At 74.0% G+C, this 15,193-nt stretch carries 14 protein-coding genes; 7 read left to right on the top strand and 7 right to left on the bottom strand.

From position 1 onward, the window contains the following. Positions 1 to 84: 84 nt before the first annotated feature. Genes ACH4F6_RS19415 through ACH4F6_RS19405 form a run of 3 tightly spaced genes read right to left on the bottom strand, consistent with a single transcriptional unit; the run spans position 85 to position 2,509 of the window. Complete coding sequence (locus tag ACH4F6_RS19415) at positions 85 to 1,038, bottom strand: DMT family transporter (protein WP_397961435.1); 954 nt, start codon at positions 1,036 to 1,038, stop codon at positions 85 to 87. Between the two features lie 60 nt (positions 1,039 to 1,098). Continuing rightward, positions 1,099 to 1,809 (bottom strand): ArsR/SmtB family transcription factor, encoded by a 711-nt coding sequence (locus ACH4F6_RS19410; RefSeq protein ID WP_397961434.1) that lies wholly within the window; start codon positions 1,807 to 1,809, stop codon positions 1,099 to 1,101. Between the two features lie 58 nt (positions 1,810 to 1,867). Then, positions 1,868 to 2,509, bottom strand: a complete 642-nt coding sequence (locus tag ACH4F6_RS19405; RefSeq protein WP_397961433.1) for a TetR/AcrR family transcriptional regulator — start codon at positions 2,507 to 2,509, stop codon at positions 1,868 to 1,870. Positions 2,510 to 2,587: 78 nt separating this feature from the next. Here ACH4F6_RS19405 and ACH4F6_RS19400 point away from each other — a divergent pair, with 78 nt between their 5' ends. The 3 genes from ACH4F6_RS19400 (at position 2,588) to ACH4F6_RS19390 (ending at position 4,815) form a co-directional block, all read left to right on the top strand. Further along, the gene (locus tag ACH4F6_RS19400) at positions 2,588 to 3,739 is read left to right on the top strand and encodes an acyl-CoA dehydrogenase family protein (RefSeq protein ID WP_397961534.1); all 1,152 of its coding nucleotides are present in this window, start codon (positions 2,588 to 2,590) and stop codon (positions 3,737 to 3,739) included. Positions 3,740 to 3,799: 60 nt separating this feature from the next. Continuing rightward, positions 3,800 to 4,087, top strand: a complete 288-nt coding sequence (locus tag ACH4F6_RS19395; RefSeq protein ID WP_397961432.1) for a YiaA/YiaB family inner membrane protein — start codon at positions 3,800 to 3,802, stop codon at positions 4,085 to 4,087. Between the two features lie 101 nt (positions 4,088 to 4,188). After that, positions 4,189 to 4,815, top strand: coding sequence for a TetR/AcrR family transcriptional regulator (locus tag ACH4F6_RS19390; RefSeq protein WP_397961431.1), 627 nt, complete (start codon positions 4,189 to 4,191; stop codon positions 4,813 to 4,815). 22 nt (positions 4,816 to 4,837) lie between these two features. On the opposite strand, the gene ACH4F6_RS19385 is transcribed toward ACH4F6_RS19390, so the two are convergent. Next, positions 4,838 to 5,299, bottom strand: coding sequence for a MaoC family dehydratase (locus tag ACH4F6_RS19385; RefSeq protein WP_397961430.1), 462 nt, complete (start codon positions 5,297 to 5,299; stop codon positions 4,838 to 4,840). 115 nt (positions 5,300 to 5,414) lie between these two features. On the opposite strand from ACH4F6_RS19385, the gene soxR reads away from it, so the two are divergent. Then, on the top strand, positions 5,415 to 5,915 hold the full coding sequence (gene soxR / locus ACH4F6_RS19380; RefSeq protein WP_397961429.1) for a redox-sensitive transcriptional activator SoxR: 501 nt from the start codon (positions 5,415 to 5,417) through the stop codon (positions 5,913 to 5,915). A 113-nt stretch (positions 5,916 to 6,028) separates the two neighbouring features. Here soxR and ACH4F6_RS19375 read toward each other — a convergent pair whose 3' ends face one another. From ACH4F6_RS19375 to ACH4F6_RS19365, 3 genes are all read right to left on the bottom strand, one after another. Beyond that, the gene (locus ACH4F6_RS19375; protein WP_397961428.1) at positions 6,029 to 7,096 is read right to left on the bottom strand and encodes an RNA ligase (ATP); all 1,068 of its coding nucleotides are present in this window, start codon (positions 7,094 to 7,096) and stop codon (positions 6,029 to 6,031) included. Between the two features lie 233 nt (positions 7,097 to 7,329). Beyond that, entirely contained in the window at positions 7,330 to 8,058 is a 729-nt protein-coding gene (locus tag ACH4F6_RS19370) for a 3-keto-5-aminohexanoate cleavage protein (RefSeq protein ID WP_397961427.1), read from the bottom strand. Between the two features lie 96 nt (positions 8,059 to 8,154). Beyond that, positions 8,155 to 8,757: a hypothetical protein gene (locus ACH4F6_RS19365; protein WP_397961426.1), complete on the bottom strand. Its 603-nt coding sequence runs from the start codon at positions 8,755 to 8,757 to the stop codon at positions 8,155 to 8,157. 244 nt (positions 8,758 to 9,001) lie between these two features. Between ACH4F6_RS19365 and ACH4F6_RS19360 the strand changes: the two genes are divergently transcribed. From ACH4F6_RS19360 to ACH4F6_RS19350, 3 genes are all read left to right on the top strand, one after another. After that, positions 9,002 to 11,815, top strand: a complete 2,814-nt coding sequence (locus ACH4F6_RS19360; RefSeq protein ID WP_397961424.1) for a penicillin acylase family protein — start codon at positions 9,002 to 9,004, stop codon at positions 11,813 to 11,815. 942 nt (positions 11,816 to 12,757) lie between these two features. Continuing rightward, on the top strand, positions 12,758 to 13,522 hold the full coding sequence (locus ACH4F6_RS19355) for an SDR family oxidoreductase (protein WP_397961533.1): 765 nt from the start codon (positions 12,758 to 12,760) through the stop codon (positions 13,520 to 13,522). Then, complete coding sequence (locus ACH4F6_RS19350; protein WP_397961423.1) at positions 13,519 to 15,186, top strand: class I adenylate-forming enzyme family protein; 1,668 nt, start codon at positions 13,519 to 13,521, stop codon at positions 15,184 to 15,186. Before ACH4F6_RS19355 ends, ACH4F6_RS19350 begins: the two co-directional genes overlap by 4 nt. The last annotated feature ends 7 nt before the right edge of the window (positions 15,187 to 15,193 follow it).

Here is a 15,193-nt window from a genome sequence, read left to right as displayed (position 1 = left end):
TCCGCGGGCCTCCGGGTCTCCCGCCCTCCGGGCCGGGCCCGGAGGGCGGTCGCGTCCGGCGACGTCCTCGCGGACCGGGTCCGGTCAGACCGACCGGGACGCCCGCTCGGGCCGAGGCTCCGGAAGACCCTCCGGCGCCGCGTCCCGGGCCCGGGCCCGGTCCCGGTCCCGGGCCCGGGACACCGCGACGCCCGCCAGGCACAGCGCACCGCCCGCCAGCGTGAGCGCCCCCGGCACCTCGCCGAGCGCCAGCCAGGACATCAGGACGACCAGGGCGGGCACCGCGTACGTGGTCGCCCCCATCCGGCCGGCGGTCGTCCGGGCCAGGGCGTACGCCCACGTCGTGAAGGCCAGCGCGGTCGGGAAGAGGCCCAGGTACACCATGTTGAGCGTGGCCGGCACCGGCGCCTTCGCCGCCTCCGAGACCAGCTGCCCGGCGAACGGCAGACACACCACCGCCCCCACCAGGCACCCGAACGTCGTCACCTGGAGCGCGCTCGCCGAGCCGAGCGCCGGCTTCTGCGCGACGACCCCGGCCGCGTACGCGCCCGCGGCGAGCAGGCACAGCACCACGCCGAGCACCGAGGAACCGCCCTCGCCCGACATCGACAGCCCCACGGTCACCGCGCCCGCGAACGACACCGCCATGCCCGCCAGCAGCCGCGGCGGCATCGCCTCACCGAGCAGCCGGGAGCCCAGCAGGGCGATGAGGAGGGGGCCGACGTTCACGACCAGCGCCGCCGTGCCGGCGTCCACCTGCTGCTCGCCCCAGTTCAGGACCACCATGTAGAAGCCGAACCACAGCAGCCCGGAGACCGCGATCCCGCGCCACGCCGCCCTCGGCGGCCACCCCTCCCGCCGTACGAGACAGATCCCCCCCAGCGCCAGCGCCCCGGCCAGCAGCCGGCCGAGGGCCAGCGCGCCCGGGGAGTACGCGGATCCGGCGCTGCGGATCGAGACGAAGGCCGACGCCCACAGCACGACGGTGACCGTGGCGGCGCCGGCGGCGAGCAGTTCCGTACGACGGGGGAAGTTCATCACGCTCCAGAGGCTAGGGAAGGAAGCGGTGCGAGGGCTCGCGGATTTTGGGCGCCCGGCTCAGCGCAGCGCCGCCGGCTCGATGCCCAGCAGCCCGGACAGCGCCCGCTCCCCGGCCGCGGTCACCCTCACCGCGCGTGCGGAGCCGACGCGCACGCACCAGCCCGCGTCGAGGGCGTGCCGGCACAGGGCCGCGCCCGCGGTCCCGGCGAGGTGGGGCCGGCGCTCGGTCCAGTCGAGGCAGGCCCGGGCCAGCGGGCGGCGGCCCCCGCGGTCGAGGGGGATGCCGGCCCCCTCGAACCACCGCAGTCCGGCGTCGGTCAGCGCGAACCCGGTGTCCTGGCGCAGCAGCCCGCGCGCGGTGAACGCGTCGGTGACCGCGATCCCGAGCCGCCCCGCGAAGTGGTCGTAGCAGGTGCGGCCGCGGGCCATCGCCGCCCCGGCGCTCGACGCGCGCAGGTTCCGGGGCCGGGCGACCTCGTCCGGGGCGACCTGGGCGGCCAGGTCCTCCAGGAGCTGGGCGACCCGTGCGTCGGCCAGCCGTACGTACCGGTGGCGGCCCTGCCGTTCCTCGGCGAGCAGGCCGCCCGCGACGAGCTTGCCGAGGTGCTCGCTCAGCGTCGACGCGGCCACGCCCGCGTGCCGGGCCAGCTCGCCCGCCGTCCAGGCCCGGCCGTCGAGCAGCGCGAGCAGGCACGCGGCACGCGTCTCGTCGGCGATCAGCCCGGCCAGCCGGGCCAGCAGCGGCGCCCGGGGGTCCCTGGTGGTCATGGCGTCCAGCATGGGACACGGACGGTTCGGCGACGGCCGAAGGGTCCCCGCCGTGCGGCTACGCCGTCCGCCGCACCTGCTCGTACTGCTGGGCCAGCCCGTCCAGCAGCGCGATGAGACCGGCCTCGAAGGCCCGTTCGTCGACCTTCTCCTGCTGCTCGGCCAGCAGGTGGGCCTGGCCGAGGTGGGGGTAGTCGGCGGGGTCGTACGCGCTCGCGTCGCCCACGAAGCCGCCGGCGAACGAGCCGAGCGCGGAGCCCATGATGAAGTACCGCATCAGCGCGCCGATCGAGGTGGCCTGCGCGGGCGGCCAGCCGGCGTCGACCATCGCGCCGTACACCGCGTCCGCGAGCCGCAGGGCGGCCGGGCGGCGGCCGGGGCCGCGGGCGAGGACCGGGACGATGTTCGGGTGGTCGCGCAGGGCGGACCGGTAGGAGACGGCCCAGTCCCGCAGGGCGGTCCGCCAGTCCCGGCCGCCCTCGAACATCGACAGGTCGACCTGGGCGCTCACCGAGTCGGCGACGGCCTCCAGGATCTCGTCCTTGGTCCGGAAGTGGTTGTAGAGCGAGGGCCCGCTCACCCCCAGCTCCGCGGCGAGCCGGCGCGTGGAGACCGCCGCGAGGCCCTCCGCGTCGACGAGCGCGCGGGCCGTCTCGACGATGCGGTCGGTGCTCAGCAGGGGCTTGCGCGGTCGGGCCATGGCGCACATAGTAGGGCTGCGACAAGAAACTAGCAGTGCTAATTTAAATGTACGGTTTTCAAGTGAGGTGATCTCGTGGTGAACCTGGGGCTCAGCGAGGAGCAGGAGGCCGTGCGCCGGCTCGCCCGTGACTTCGTGGACCGTGAGATCGCCCCGCACGCCGCCGCCTGGGACCGGGCCGAGGAGGTCGACCGGGGCATCGTGAAGAAGCTCGGCGAGACCGGCTTCCTGGGGCTGACGATCGACGAGGAGTACGGCGGCTCGGGCGGCGACCACCTCGCCTACTGCCTGGTCACGGAGGAGCTGGGCCGCGGCGACTCGTCCGTGCGCGGCATCGTCTCCGTCTCGCTCGGCCTGGTCGCCAAGACGATCGCGGCCTGGGGCGACGAGGAGCAGAAGCGGCGCTGGCTGCCGGGGCTCACCTCCGGCGCGTACGTCGGCTGCTTCGGCCTCACGGAGCCCGGCACCGGCTCCGACGCGGGCAGCCTCTCCACCCGCGCGGTCCGCGACGGCGACGACTTCGTCATCGACGGCACCAAGATGTTCATCACCAACGGCACCTGGGCCGACGTCGTCCTGCTGTTCGCCCGCTCCACGGACGCCCCCGGCCACCGGGGCGTCTCCGCCTTCCTGGTGCCGGCCGACACCCCCGGCCTGACCCGCCGCACCCTGCACGGCAAGCTCGGGCTGCGCGGCCAGGCCACCGCCGAGCTGGTCCTCCAGGGCGTGCGGGTGCCCGCGTCGGCGCTGCTCGGGGAGGAGGGCAAGGGCTTCTCCGTCGCCATGTCCGCGCTGGCCAAGGGGCGCATGTCGGTCGCGGCGGGCTGCGTCGGCATAGCCCAGGCCGCACTGGACGCGGCCGTGACCTACGCGGGCGAGCGCGAGCAGTTCGGGAAGACCGTCGCCCACCACCAGCTCGTCCAGGAACTGCTCAGCGACATCGCGGTCGACGTGGACGCGGCCCGGCTGCTGACCTGGCGGGTCGCGGACCTGATCGACCGTGGACTGCCGTTCGCCGTGGAGTCGTCCAAGGCCAAGCTCTTCGCCTCGGAGGCGGCCGTCCGCGCCGCGAACAACGCCCTCCAGGTCTTCGGCGGCTACGGCTACATCGACGAGTACCCGGCGGGCAAACTCCTGCGGGACGCCCGGGTGATGACCCTCTACGAGGGCACCAGCCAGATCCAGAAGCTGGTGATCGGACGGGCCCTGACCGGGGTCTCGGCCTTCTGAGTAGCCGACTGAGTACGCGGGCGGATGTGGCGCCGGCCACGTCCGCCGAGACTTGCGCCCATGAGTGACACACCGGTCAGACAGCAGAGCACGGCCGCGTTCTACGGCCAGGCCGTCGCCTCCTTCGCCCTCGCCATGGCGGCCACGTCCGTCGGCATCTACCAGCTGGACACCGACGCCTGGGTGCGTGCCTTCCTCGCCGTCGCGGTCCTGTACCTGGTGACCTCCGCCTTCACCCTGGCGAAGGTGGTCCGCGACCGGCAGGAGGCCGGGCAGATCGTCAGCCGCGTCGACCAGGCCCGCCTGGAGAAGCTCCTCGCCGAGCACGACCCCTTCGAGAAGATCTGAACCGCCCGCGAGCGGCCGGGAACCGCTGAGCGGGCACTCTAAGCGGGCGCTCACCTTCGGCGGTATGGTGGAGCTCCTGTACCGAGAGGGGCGAAGTGGCGATGAGTACGGCGGAGGAGACGGCCGGCGGCGAGGTCGAGCCGTGGGAAGAGGTCACCCCTGACGCGGCCCGGCGGCTGCTCGTCGCCGCCGTGGAGGCCTTCGCCGAGCGCGGCTACCACGCGACGACGACCCGCGACATCGCGGGCCGCGCGGGCATGAGCCCGGCCGCCCTCTACATCCACTACAAGACCAAGGAAGAGCTGCTCCACCGCATCAGCCGCATCGGCCACGACCGCGCGCTGGACATCCTGCGCACCGCGGCCCGCGGCGAGGGCGGCGCGGCGGAGCGGCTCGCGGACGCGGTGAGCTCGTTCGTGCGCTGGCACGCCGGGCGGCGCACCACCGCGCGCGTCGTGCAGTACGAGCTGGAGGCCCTCGGCCCGGACGCCCGCGCCGAGATCCTCGCGCTGCGCCGGCAGGTGGACGCCGAGGTGCGCGGGATCATCGAGGAGGGCGTGGCCGCGGGCGAGTTCGACGTCCTGGACGTCCACGGCACCACGCTCGCCGTGCTGTCCCTCTGCATCGACGTGGCCCGCTGGTTCAACGTCGACGGTCCCCGGACCCCCGACGAGGTCGGCGTGCTCTACGCCGACCTCGTGCTGCGGATGGTGGGGGCGGCGAAGTAGCCGTGCCGCCCCCGCGCGCGGCTCACAGGTAGTAGCGGGACACGGACTCCGCGACGCACACCGGCTTGTCCCCGCCCTCGCGCTCCACGGAGAAGGCGACGGTGACCTGGATGCCGCCGGGCACGTCGTCGACGCCGGTGATCGTCGCGGTCGCGCGCAGGCGCGAGCCGACCGGGACGGGCGAGGGGAAGCGCACCTTGTTCGTCCCGTAGTTGACGCCCATCTTCACGCCCTCGACCGAGATCAGCTGCGGCCCGAAGAGGGGCAGCAGCGACAGGGTCAGGTACCCGTGCGCGATGGTGGTGCCGAACGGCCCCGCGGCGGCCTTCCCGGGGTCGACGTGGATCCACTGGTGGTCACCGGTGGCCTCCGCGAAGAGGTCGATCCGCTTCTGGTCGACCTCCAGCCAGTCCGTGTACCCCAGCTGCTCGCCCACCGCCGCCCTCAGGTCGTCGGCGGACGTGAAGATCCTCGGCTCTGCCATGTCTGCGGCCTCTCTCGCGTCACGGAATACCTCTAAGCGACTGCTTAGCATGGTAGGGCCTCGGGGTCCTGTCAACGGAGCCGGGGGAGCGCGGCGGGTGGGTAGGCTGCGAGGGATGCCCCAGATCCCAGAGAAGATCCACGAACTCACGGTCGGTCAGCTCGCCGCCCGCAGCGGCGCCGCCGTCTCCGCCCTGCACTTCTACGAGTCCAAGGGCCTGATCACCAGCCGCCGCACCTCGGGCAACCAGCGCCGCTACTCCCGTGACACGCTCCGCCGGGTCGCCTTCGTCCGCGCCGCCCAGCGGGTCGGCATCCCCCTCGCCACGATCCGCGAGGCCCTCGCCGAGCTCCCCGAGGAGCGCACCCCCACCCACGAGGACTGGGCCCGTCTCTCCGAGGCCTGGCGGGCCGAACTGGACGAGCGCATCAAGCAGCTCAACCGCCTCCGGGACCACCTCACCGACTGCATCGGCTGCGGCTGCCTCTCCCTGGACACCTGCGTCCTGTCCAACCCGGACGACGCCTTCGGCCGGCGCCAGGCGGGCTCGCGCCTGCTGGTGGAACGCGGGAAGCCCCGTCCGACCGGAACGTCCCCCGCGACCTCCTGCTCCTGAAGCCGCGCGCCGTCCCCCGCCCCGGGCGAGCGTGCCGCCGGAGCCGCACGGGCGGGCGCCGACGGCACCCCGCCGGCGCCGGACCCGCCCGCCCGGCGCCGCCGGGGTGTCGGTCACTCGTACTCCGTCCCGCCCTTCCGGGTCAGGTACGCCGGGCTCACGGCCTTCGCGATCGCGCGGCCCCCGGTCACCGTGCTGTACCGCTCCTCGGCGGGCCGTATCACCACGCCTTCGCGCAGATGCAGTCCGCGCCCGGACACGGTCTCGCGGCCGCCGGCCAGTTCCAGGACCCGCGCGCTGTCGTACGGTCCCTCGAACAGGCGGGGGACCAGCGGCAGTTCACCGTGCAGGATCTCCGCCGGGTCCAGCCAGCGGACCGTGCCCCCGATCTCCGCGGACACGTCGAACACCGCGTACCCGAGGGTCTCCCGGCGTCCGTCGGCGCCGTACGTCAGGTCCTGCACCCCCGCCCCGTACACCTCGCCGAAGACGCCGACCCGCCGGGCGCCGAGGCGCTCGGCGACGCGCGCGGCCGCCTCCGCGACGCCGTGCCCCCGCACGGCGCGCCAGTAGAGGTTGCGCGGATCCTCCTTCAGCGCCAGCGACTTCGCGCCGAAGCCCTTGGAGGAGACGTGCACCCGCCCCTCGTCCGCGACATACGTCAGCAGGCACGCCGAGCCGTGCAGCTTCTCGGTCAGCACCACCGGCTCACCCGCCGTGAAGATGCCCGGGTAGCGCTGGATGTTCTCGATGTCGACCCACGGCAGCAACTCGGGTGCCGCCTCCACCTCCCCGCTCATCGTCGGCGGGACCGGCGGCACCCACTTGGTGATGCCGAGCCGCTCCGCGAAGTCGGTCCCCTGCGCCGCCGCCCGTACCAGGTCGACGTCCGCCAGCGCCCTCGGCCGGCACACGATCCCCTGCGACAGCTCGCCGCGCAGCCGCACCGCCTTGACCCGGTCCGCGTTGCCGCCCGCCAGCCGCCCGGTCAGCCCCAGCTCCTCGATCAGCCCGGCCGGGAGCACCGCCTGCTCGGGGATGTAGACCGCGGCCTCGCCGGTGCGGTAGACGCCCTTGGCGACGACGGCCCGGTACAGGCCGACCTGGGCCAGTTCGAGGGCGTCGGCGTCGGGGTGTTCATGGACGGTCAGCACTTCTGCCGTGACGCGCAGCGTCGACACGCGGGGCTCCTTCGGTGGCTCAGTGGGGTTTCATCACCTCAACTCTCCCTACGGGAAAGGGCTGGAACGACCCGATTAGCGGCTGATAACGTCGCGTCCTTCGGCCGGTGGCGCACCCGCCGCGCACGGAGTCCCGACGGCACCGCATCCCACGACCGGCTCCGCCCCGCCGGGCTGCGAGCCCCCGGCGAGACCGGCCCCGCCGCGGTCCGCGCCGAACTCCTCGGCCCGCCCTACGACGAGCGCCGGGCGCGCCCGTACTGGTACAGCGCCTCCTCCACCAACTGGGCGTTGGACACCGCCCGTCGCCCGTCGGGGAGGACGAGCGTGTCCTCCAGGCCGATGCGGGTCGCCAGCCCCAGCCGTCCCGCCAGCCGCAGCACGGGCCACGCGCCGCCGTCCTCGCCGTGCAGCAGCACGGGGCGGCCGTGGGCGGAGCCGAGGCGGGACAGCAGGGCGCGCGCCGACGCCCGCGCGTCGTCCGGGTCCGGGTCCGTCACCTCCGCCAGCACCCGCAGCACCCGCGGAGCGCAGGGGGACGCCGCGAACCGGGCGGCCCCGTCGGTGCCCGACCAGACGCCCGCCTCCACCCCCACCCCGCGCTCGAGCAGGGCGGCGGCCAGCTCCTCCGCGCCCGGCTCGTGCCAGTTGACCGAGGCGTGGTCGGGCAGGACCTCCCACGCGCGCACCCGCGCCACCCGGGCGGCCGGATCGGGCTCGGCCCAGGCACCCGTGGTCACGCCGACCGGCACCGCCACCCGCGCCCGTATCGCCTCCAGGGTCGCCGCGACCGTCCCCGGCGACAGCGTGTCCCGGCCGCACGGCGTCCGGGGATGGACATGGACGTCCGTGGCTCCCGCGGCGACGGCTTCCTCGGCCGCGCGGGCCAGCGCGTCCGGCGACAGCGGCACCGCCGCGCCGTCGGCGGCGCCCCGCGTCCCGTTCAGACAGACCTGCACCATGCCCCGATGGTGACACCCGCCACCGACAACGGCCCCGCACCGGACCGGTCCGGCGAAACAGGGGTGCGGCATCCCCGGCGCACCCCCGTCGTGCTCTCAGGCCGACACCAGCAGCCGTCCGCGCCTGGCGTACGCCAGCGCCTCGGGCGTGAGCACGGGCCGCGGCACGAGTATCCCGCAGTCCGCGCAGACCGGACCCGCCGACGGCTCGTGGTCCAGGTCGTCCTTCCACACCAGCCGCTCGCCGCCGCACACCGGGCAGTCGGAGCCCGGCTCGCGCTCCAGGGCGGCGATCAGCCGGCGCAGTACCTCGGCCAGCGGCTCACGGGGGTGGACCCGCGGGTCGTCGCACCACGCCACACCGAAGCCGCCCCAGGTCAGCCGGTGCCAGTCGTCCACGCTGCCCGGCCGGCGCAGCCCGTCGTGCTTCTCCTTCCTGCGGCGCTCGGCGAACCCGGCCTCGTAGGCCAGCCACACCGCCCGCGCCTCCTCCAGTTCGACCAGCGCGGCCACGAGCCGCGCAGGATCGGGGGAGCGGTCCTCGGGGCCGAACCCGGCCCGCGAGCAGAGATGGTCCCAGGTCGCCCTGTGCCCGTAGGGGGCGAACCGCTCGAGGCACTTGCGCAGTGAGTACCGCCGCAGCGCCAGATCGCACCGCGGGTCGCGCACCTGTCTCGCCAGACTCCGGAAACCGGCCATCGCCTTGCACCTCCGTCACATCTGCACCTGTACTTCGGTCACTTCGGCGTCATCGCGCGGACTTCGCACGACGTCGCCGAATAGACGTATCGACACGCGATTCGGCTCCCTTCGGCTCCGTCCGATGCCCGATGCCGTCCCACAAGCCGGATGAGGCGACTCCCAAAAAGTGACGCATGTTCATCTTCAAACCCGGGGGTACCGGCGGTAACCTTCCGGCCACCCCCGTCACCAGGAGCTGCCGATGCCACGGCGCATCCCCCACACCGCCCTCGGCGGAATGAGAACTCCCGGCGGATTCCCCGGGTTCCTGAAGACCGCGTCCGTATGCGTCCTCATGGCCGGTCTTTTGACTCCCCTTTCCCCGGCGGCGGCGGCCGCGGGGACGCCCCGGTCCGCGGAGGCCGCCCAGGTCACGGCGGCGAACGACCACTGCGGCAACCAGTGTTCCGACATCCTGCCGCCCGGCCAGAACGGCAACGCCACTCTGGCGCAGATCCTGCTCAACCAGGCCTTCGGCACCCAGCCCGCGCACGCCGAGGACCAGCTCGGCCCCTACGCCAGCCTCGCCAAGGGCTACTCCACCCTCACCAACGCCACGATCAACACGTTCTTCAACGACGCGTCGTTCGGGGTGCCCGCCGATCAGGTCGCCTCCACCGTCAAGCCCGCCGGCCGCGGCGACGTCACGATCGTCCGCGACAAGAAGACGGGCGTCCCGCACATCACCGGCACCACCCGGTACGGCACCGAGTTCGGAGCCGGCTACGCCGCCGCCGAGGACCGGCTGTGGCTCATGGACGTCTTCCGGCACGTGGGCCGGGGCCGGCTCACCTCCTTCGCGGGCGGCGCCGCGTCCAACCAGGGCCTGGAGCAGCAGTTCTGGCGCAACGCCCCGTACACCGAGGCCGACCTCCAGGCCCAGATCGACAACGCCGTGGCCGCCAACGGCGCCCGCGGTCAGCAGGCCCTCGCCGACGCCGACGCCTACCTCGACGGCATCAACGCCTACATCGACGCCTCCGACAGCGGCCGCTACTTCCCCGGTGAATACGTCCTGACCGGCCACAAGGACTCCATCACCAACGCCGGCACCATCGCCCACTTCAAGATCACCGACCTGGTGGCGCTGGCCTCGGTCGTCGGCGCCCTCTTCGGCTCCGGCGGCGGCGGCGAGGTCGGCAACGCGATCTCCCTGCTCGCCGCACAGGAGAGGTACGGCGTCGAACAGGGCACCGAGGTCTGGGAGTCGTTCCGCGAGCGCAACGACCCCGAGGCCGTCATGACCCTCCACGACGGCAAGAGCTTCCCCTACGCCGTCCGGCCCGGGAACCCGCAGGGCTCCGCCCTGCCCGACGCCGGCTCGGTGGTCGAGGAGCCGCTGGTGTACGACCGCACCGGCAGCGCCGCCGCCTCCTCCGCGGCGACCGCCTCCGCCACGGCCGCCGCCACCGCCCTCGGCTCGGCCAGGCGGGGCATGTCCAACGCCCTCGTGGTCAGCGGCGACCACACCGCGAGCGGCCACCCGATCGCCGTCTTCGGCCCGCAGACCGGCTACTTCGCCCCGCAGCTCCTGCTGCTCCAGGAGCTCCAGGGCCCGGGCATCAGCGCCCGCGGCGCCTCCTTCGCCGGCCTGAGCATGTACGTCGAACTCGGCCGCGGCCAGGACTACGCGTGGAGCGCCACGACCTCCGGCCAGGACATCATCGACACCTACGCCGTCGAGCTCTGCCAGGACGACCACCACTACCTGTACCGCGGCACCTGCACGGCGATGGAGAAGGTCGAGCAGAAGAACGCCTGGAAGCCGACCACCGCCGACGGCAGCGCGGCCGGCTCCTACACGATGCGCGTCTGGCGCACCGCGTACGGACCGGTCACCCACCGCGCCACGGTCGGCGGCAAGAAGGTCGCCTACACCACCCTGCGCTCGTCCTTCCTGCACGAGGCCGACTCCATCATCGGCTTCCAGATGCTGAACGACCCGGACCACGTCAAGGGGCCGCAGACCTTCCAGAGCGCGGTGCAGCACATCAACTACACCTTCAACTGGTTCTACGCCGACTCCGAGCACACCGCGTACTACAACAGCGGCGACAACCCGGTGCGCGCGAACGGCGTCGACGCCGAGTTCCCGGTGTGGGCGCGGTCCGCGTACGAGTGGCGGAACTGGAACCCGGCGACCAACACGGCCGAGTACACCCCCGCCTCGGCACACCCCCACTCCATCGACCAGGACTACTACGTCTCCTGGAACAACAAGCAGGCCCAGGACTACGCGACCGCGTCCTGGGGCGACGGGTCCGTGCACCGCGGCAACCTCCTCGAGACCCGGGTGAAGAAGCTGGTCCAGGCCGGCGGCGTCACCCGTGCCGCCCTGGTGAAGGCCATGGCGGACGCCGCCCTCGCCGACCTGCGCGCCGAGGACGTCCTGCCCGACCTGCTGAAGGTGATCAACAGCTCGCCGGTCACCGACACCACCGCCGCGTCGGCCGTGAGCAGGCTCCAGGCCTGGCTGACCGCCGGCGGCAGGCGCACGGAGACCACGGCCGGTTCGAAGACGTACGCCGACGCCGACGCGATCCGCGTCCTGGACGCCTGGTGGCCGCTGCTGGTGAAGGCCGAGTTCGAACCGGGCCTCGGCACCGGGCTGTACACCGCGTTCACCGCCGGCCTGCCCGTCGACGAGACCCCGTCGGCCGCCCACGGCCCGACCGGGTCGCACGCCGGGAGCGCCTTCCAGTACGGCTGGTGGAGCTATGTCGACAAGGACATCCGGGCGGTGCTGGGGGAGCCGGTGCGGGGCCCGCTCGCGCGGACGTACTGCGGCGGCGGCAGCCTCAGCGCCTGCCGGGACGTCCTGCTCACCACGCTGAAGCAGGCGGCCGGCCGGACCGCGGCCCAGGTCTACCCCGGCGACGACCTGTGCGCCGCGGGCAACCAGTGGTGCGCCGACTCGATCGTCCAGCGCACCCTCGGCGGCATCAAGCACCCCGGCATCAGCTGGCAGAACCGGCCCACCTACCAGCAGGTGGTGGAGTTCACCTCCCACCGGTGAGCCCGCGCCGCGGCGGGCCGCCTCCTCGGCGGACGCGGCCCGCCGCGACCACCGCCCGCGCCGGTTCCGGGCGCACGACGTCGCCGTACGCCCCGGACGGCGCCTGCCCTGGACGGCGCCTGCCCTGGACGGCGCCCGCCCCGGACGGCGCCCGCCCCGGACGGCGCCCCGCCTCGGCGGACCACCGCCGCCGTGTCGCCGCTCCCGCCCCGGACGCCGGCGGGGGCCGGACCGAAGCCTCGGCGAGCGGATACGCGCGCGTACCCACCGCCGCCTGCGCCCCGTCGCCCGCCACGTGACGTCCGGCGCCGCCCGCGCCCCGTCGTAGCCCGTCGCCTGCCACGCGGCACCCGGCGCCGCCCGCACTCCGTCGCCTGCCACATGGCGCCCCGCGCCGAACCGTCCGGCCGCGCCCCGGGCGGCGCCCGCCGTCCGGGACGCCGGCGGGTACGGCGTCCGGCGAACACGGCGGGCTGACCGGACGTCACGCCTCGCCCGTGCAGCGGGAACCGACGCCGCAGGTGCGGAAAGGCGGCCGGCTTCCCCCGCCGGCCCGCCACCACCTCGTCCACGTCCGCGTCCGCGCCGATCGCCGCGCGGACCCGGGCCGAGCCGGTGAGCCTGTCGGCCTGTCGGCCTGTCGGCCTGTCGGCCTGTCGGCCTGTCGGCCGGGTGGCCGGGTGACCGGGTGGCCGGGGCGCCGGGCGAAACCGCTCCGGACCCGCCGGGCCGTCACCGGCGGCGCGGCCCCGGTGCGGACGGGGTCGCGGGCGTCCCGGTCGTGCCCGGGGAGCTGCCAGGCGCTCGACCCCGATGCGCGGGCGCTCGTGGGGCAAGGTGTCCCGCGCTCGCCCTTCCCTGTCACATACCGACCGGTTAGTCTGACGTCGCAGCAGGGGCGACGCTCGTCATGTCGTGCCGCAGTCGTGTCGAAGGAGACCGCTGGTGGAAGCCGTGCAGGGTGCTGGAGTCGTCGTCACCGGAGCGGGAGGCGGCATCGGCGCCGCGCTGGCCCGCCGGTTCGCCGCCGAGGGGGCCCGGGTCGTCGTCAACGACCTGGACGCCGAACGGGCGAAGGCCGTCGCCGACGAGATCGGCGGGACCGCGGTCCCCGGCGACGCCTCCGCGATCGTCGCCGACGCCCGGGACGCGCTCGGGGGGACCGTCGACGTCTACTGCGCCAACGCCGGCGTCGGCTCGGGCGGCTCGGAGGCGGCCGAGGAGGCCGTGTGGGAACTCGCCTGGGACGTCAACGTCATGGCCCACGTCCGTGCGGCCCGCGCCCTGCTCCCGGACTGGCTGGAGCGCGGCAGCGGCCGTTTCGTCTCCACCGTCTCCGCCGCCGGACTCCTCACGATGATCGGCGCCGCCCCCTACAGCGTCACCAAGCACGGCGCGTACGCCTTCGCCGAGTGGCTGTCGCTGACCTACCGCCACCGCGGGATCAAGGTCCACGCGATCTGTCCCCAGGGCGTCCGCACCGACATGCTGGCCGCCACCGGCAGCGCGGGCGACCTCGTGCTCAAGCCGACCGCGATCGAGCCGCAGGACGTGGCGGACGCCCTGTTCCGGGGCATCGAGGAGGACCGCTTCCTGATCCTCCCGCACCCCGAGGTCGCCGGGTACCACCAGGCACGGGCCACCGATCCCGACCGCTGGCTGACCCACATGAACCACCTCCAGCAGAAGTGGGAGGCCGCTCGGTGACCGCCTCCCGCTACGCCGCCAAGCCCTGGCTGGCCCTCCTCGACGAGACCCAGCGCGCCCCGGTCGACCCGGCCGACTCCCTGGTCCACGCCCTGCGCCGGGCCGTCGCCGAGGCGCCCGAGCGCACCCTCCTCGCCTACTTCGACGGACGGCTCGGCTACCGCGAGGTGGACGAACTCAGCGACTCCGTCGCAGGTCACCTGGCCGCCCGTGGTCTGGAGCGCGGCGACCGCGTCGCCGTCCTCCTGCAGAACTCCCCGCACTTCGTCCTCGCCGTCCTCGGCGCCTGGAAGGCGGGCGCGACCGTCGTCCCGGTCAACCCGATGTACAAGTCGGGGGAGGTGGCCCACGTCCTGCGCGACGCCGAGGTCACCGCGCTGGTCTGCGCCGACCGGGCCTGGGAGGCGTATCTGCGCGACACGGCCGCCGACTCGCCGGTGCGGATCGTGCTCACCGGCTGCGAGCTGGACTTCCAGACCCGGGGCGACACCCGCGTGCTCGGCTTCGAACGGCTCCCGCAGGCGCCCGACGCCGACGACCTCACCGCCGTCGCCCGCGCCGGCCACCGGGCGCCCGAGGACCGCGTCCCGGCCGCCTCCGACATCGCGCTGATCAGCTACACCTCGGGCACCAGCGGCCACCCCAAGGGCGCCACCAACACGCACGCCAACATCATGTTCAACGCCGAACGGCAGCGCACCGGCCTGCACCTGCCCGAGGCGCCCGTCTACTACGCGCTCGCGCCCCTGTTCCACATCACCGGCATGGTCTGCCAGCTCGCGGCCTGCCTGAACAGCGTGGGCACCCTCGCCCTGACGTACCGCTTCGAGGCGGGCGTCGTCCTGGAGGCGTTCGCCGAGCACCGCCCGCACTACACGGTCGGACCGTCCACGGCCTTCATGGCCCTGGCCGCCCACCCGGACGTCACCCGCGACCACTTCTCCTCCTTCGCCGTCATCTCCTCCGGCGGCGCCCCGCTGCCGCCGGCCCTGGTGGAGAGGTTCCGGGCGGGCTTCGGCCCGTACATCCGCAACGGCTACGGCCTCACCGAGTGCACCGCCCCCTGCGCCTCCGTCCCGCCGCACCTCGAGGCGCCGGTCGACCCGGTCTCCGGGACGCTCGCGGTCGGCGTGCCCGGGCCCGACACGGTCGTGCGGATCGTCGACGAGCAGGGCGCCGAGGTGCCCTTCGGGGAGCAGGGCGAGATCCTCGTCAGGGGACCGCAGGTGGTGCCCGGCTACTGGGGGCGCCCCGACGCCACCGCCGAGACCTTCCCGGACGGCGAACTGCACACCGGCGACATCGGCTTCATGGACGAGCGGGGCTGGCTGTACGTCGTCGACCGCAAGAAGGACATGATCAACGCGTCCGGCTTCAAGGTGTGGCCGCGCGAGGTCGAGGACGTGCTCTACACGCACCCGGCGGTGCGCGAGGCGGCCGTCGTCGGGGTGCCCGACGGCTACCGCGGGGAGACCGTCAAGGCGTACATCAGCCTGCGCCCGGGCGCCGAGGCGGACCCGGATGAACTCGCGGTGTACTGCAAGGAGAGACTGGCTGCCTACAAGTACCCGCGGCTGGTGGAGATCCTGCCCGACTTGCCCAAGACGGCGAGTGGGAAGATCCTCCGTCGGGAACTGCGTTCCCCCGCGCACGGCGGCCAGTGAGGCAACG

Source organism: Streptomyces sp. NPDC017936 (assembly GCF_044328485.1).
Taxonomy (GTDB): Bacteria; Actinomycetota; Actinomycetes; order Streptomycetales; family Streptomycetaceae; genus Streptomyces.
Note: the sequence above shows the minus strand (reverse complement) of the source record. Positions and strands in the feature narration are given on the sequence as shown.

Bases quoted from the DNA above. Each gene is read 5' to 3' on its own strand.
- ACH4F6_RS19415 (WP_397961435.1), bottom strand. From the start codon at position 1,038: ATGAACTTCCCCCGTCGTACGGAACTGCTCGCCGCCGGCGCCGCCACG.
- ACH4F6_RS19410 (WP_397961434.1), bottom strand. From the start codon at position 1,809: ATGACCACCAGGGACCCCCGGGCGCCGCTGCTGGCCCGGCTGGCCGGG.
- ACH4F6_RS19405 (WP_397961433.1), bottom strand. From the start codon at position 2,509: ATGGCCCGACCGCGCAAGCCCCTGCTGAGCACCGACCGCATCGTCGAG.
- ACH4F6_RS19395 (WP_397961432.1), top strand. From the start codon at position 3,800: ATGAGTGACACACCGGTCAGACAGCAGAGCACGGCCGCGTTCTACGGC.
- ACH4F6_RS19390 (WP_397961431.1), top strand. From the start codon at position 4,189: ATGAGTACGGCGGAGGAGACGGCCGGCGGCGAGGTCGAGCCGTGGGAA.
- ACH4F6_RS19385 (WP_397961430.1), bottom strand. From the start codon at position 5,299: ATGGCAGAGCCGAGGATCTTCACGTCCGCCGACGACCTGAGGGCGGCG.
- soxR (WP_397961429.1), top strand. From the start codon at position 5,415: ATGCCCCAGATCCCAGAGAAGATCCACGAACTCACGGTCGGTCAGCTC.
- ACH4F6_RS19370 (WP_397961427.1), bottom strand. From the start codon at position 8,058: ATGGTGCAGGTCTGTCTGAACGGGACGCGGGGCGCCGCCGACGGCGCG.
- ACH4F6_RS19365 (WP_397961426.1), bottom strand. From the start codon at position 8,757: ATGGCCGGTTTCCGGAGTCTGGCGAGACAGGTGCGCGACCCGCGGTGC.
- ACH4F6_RS19360 (WP_397961424.1), top strand. From the start codon at position 9,002: ATGCCACGGCGCATCCCCCACACCGCCCTCGGCGGAATGAGAACTCCC.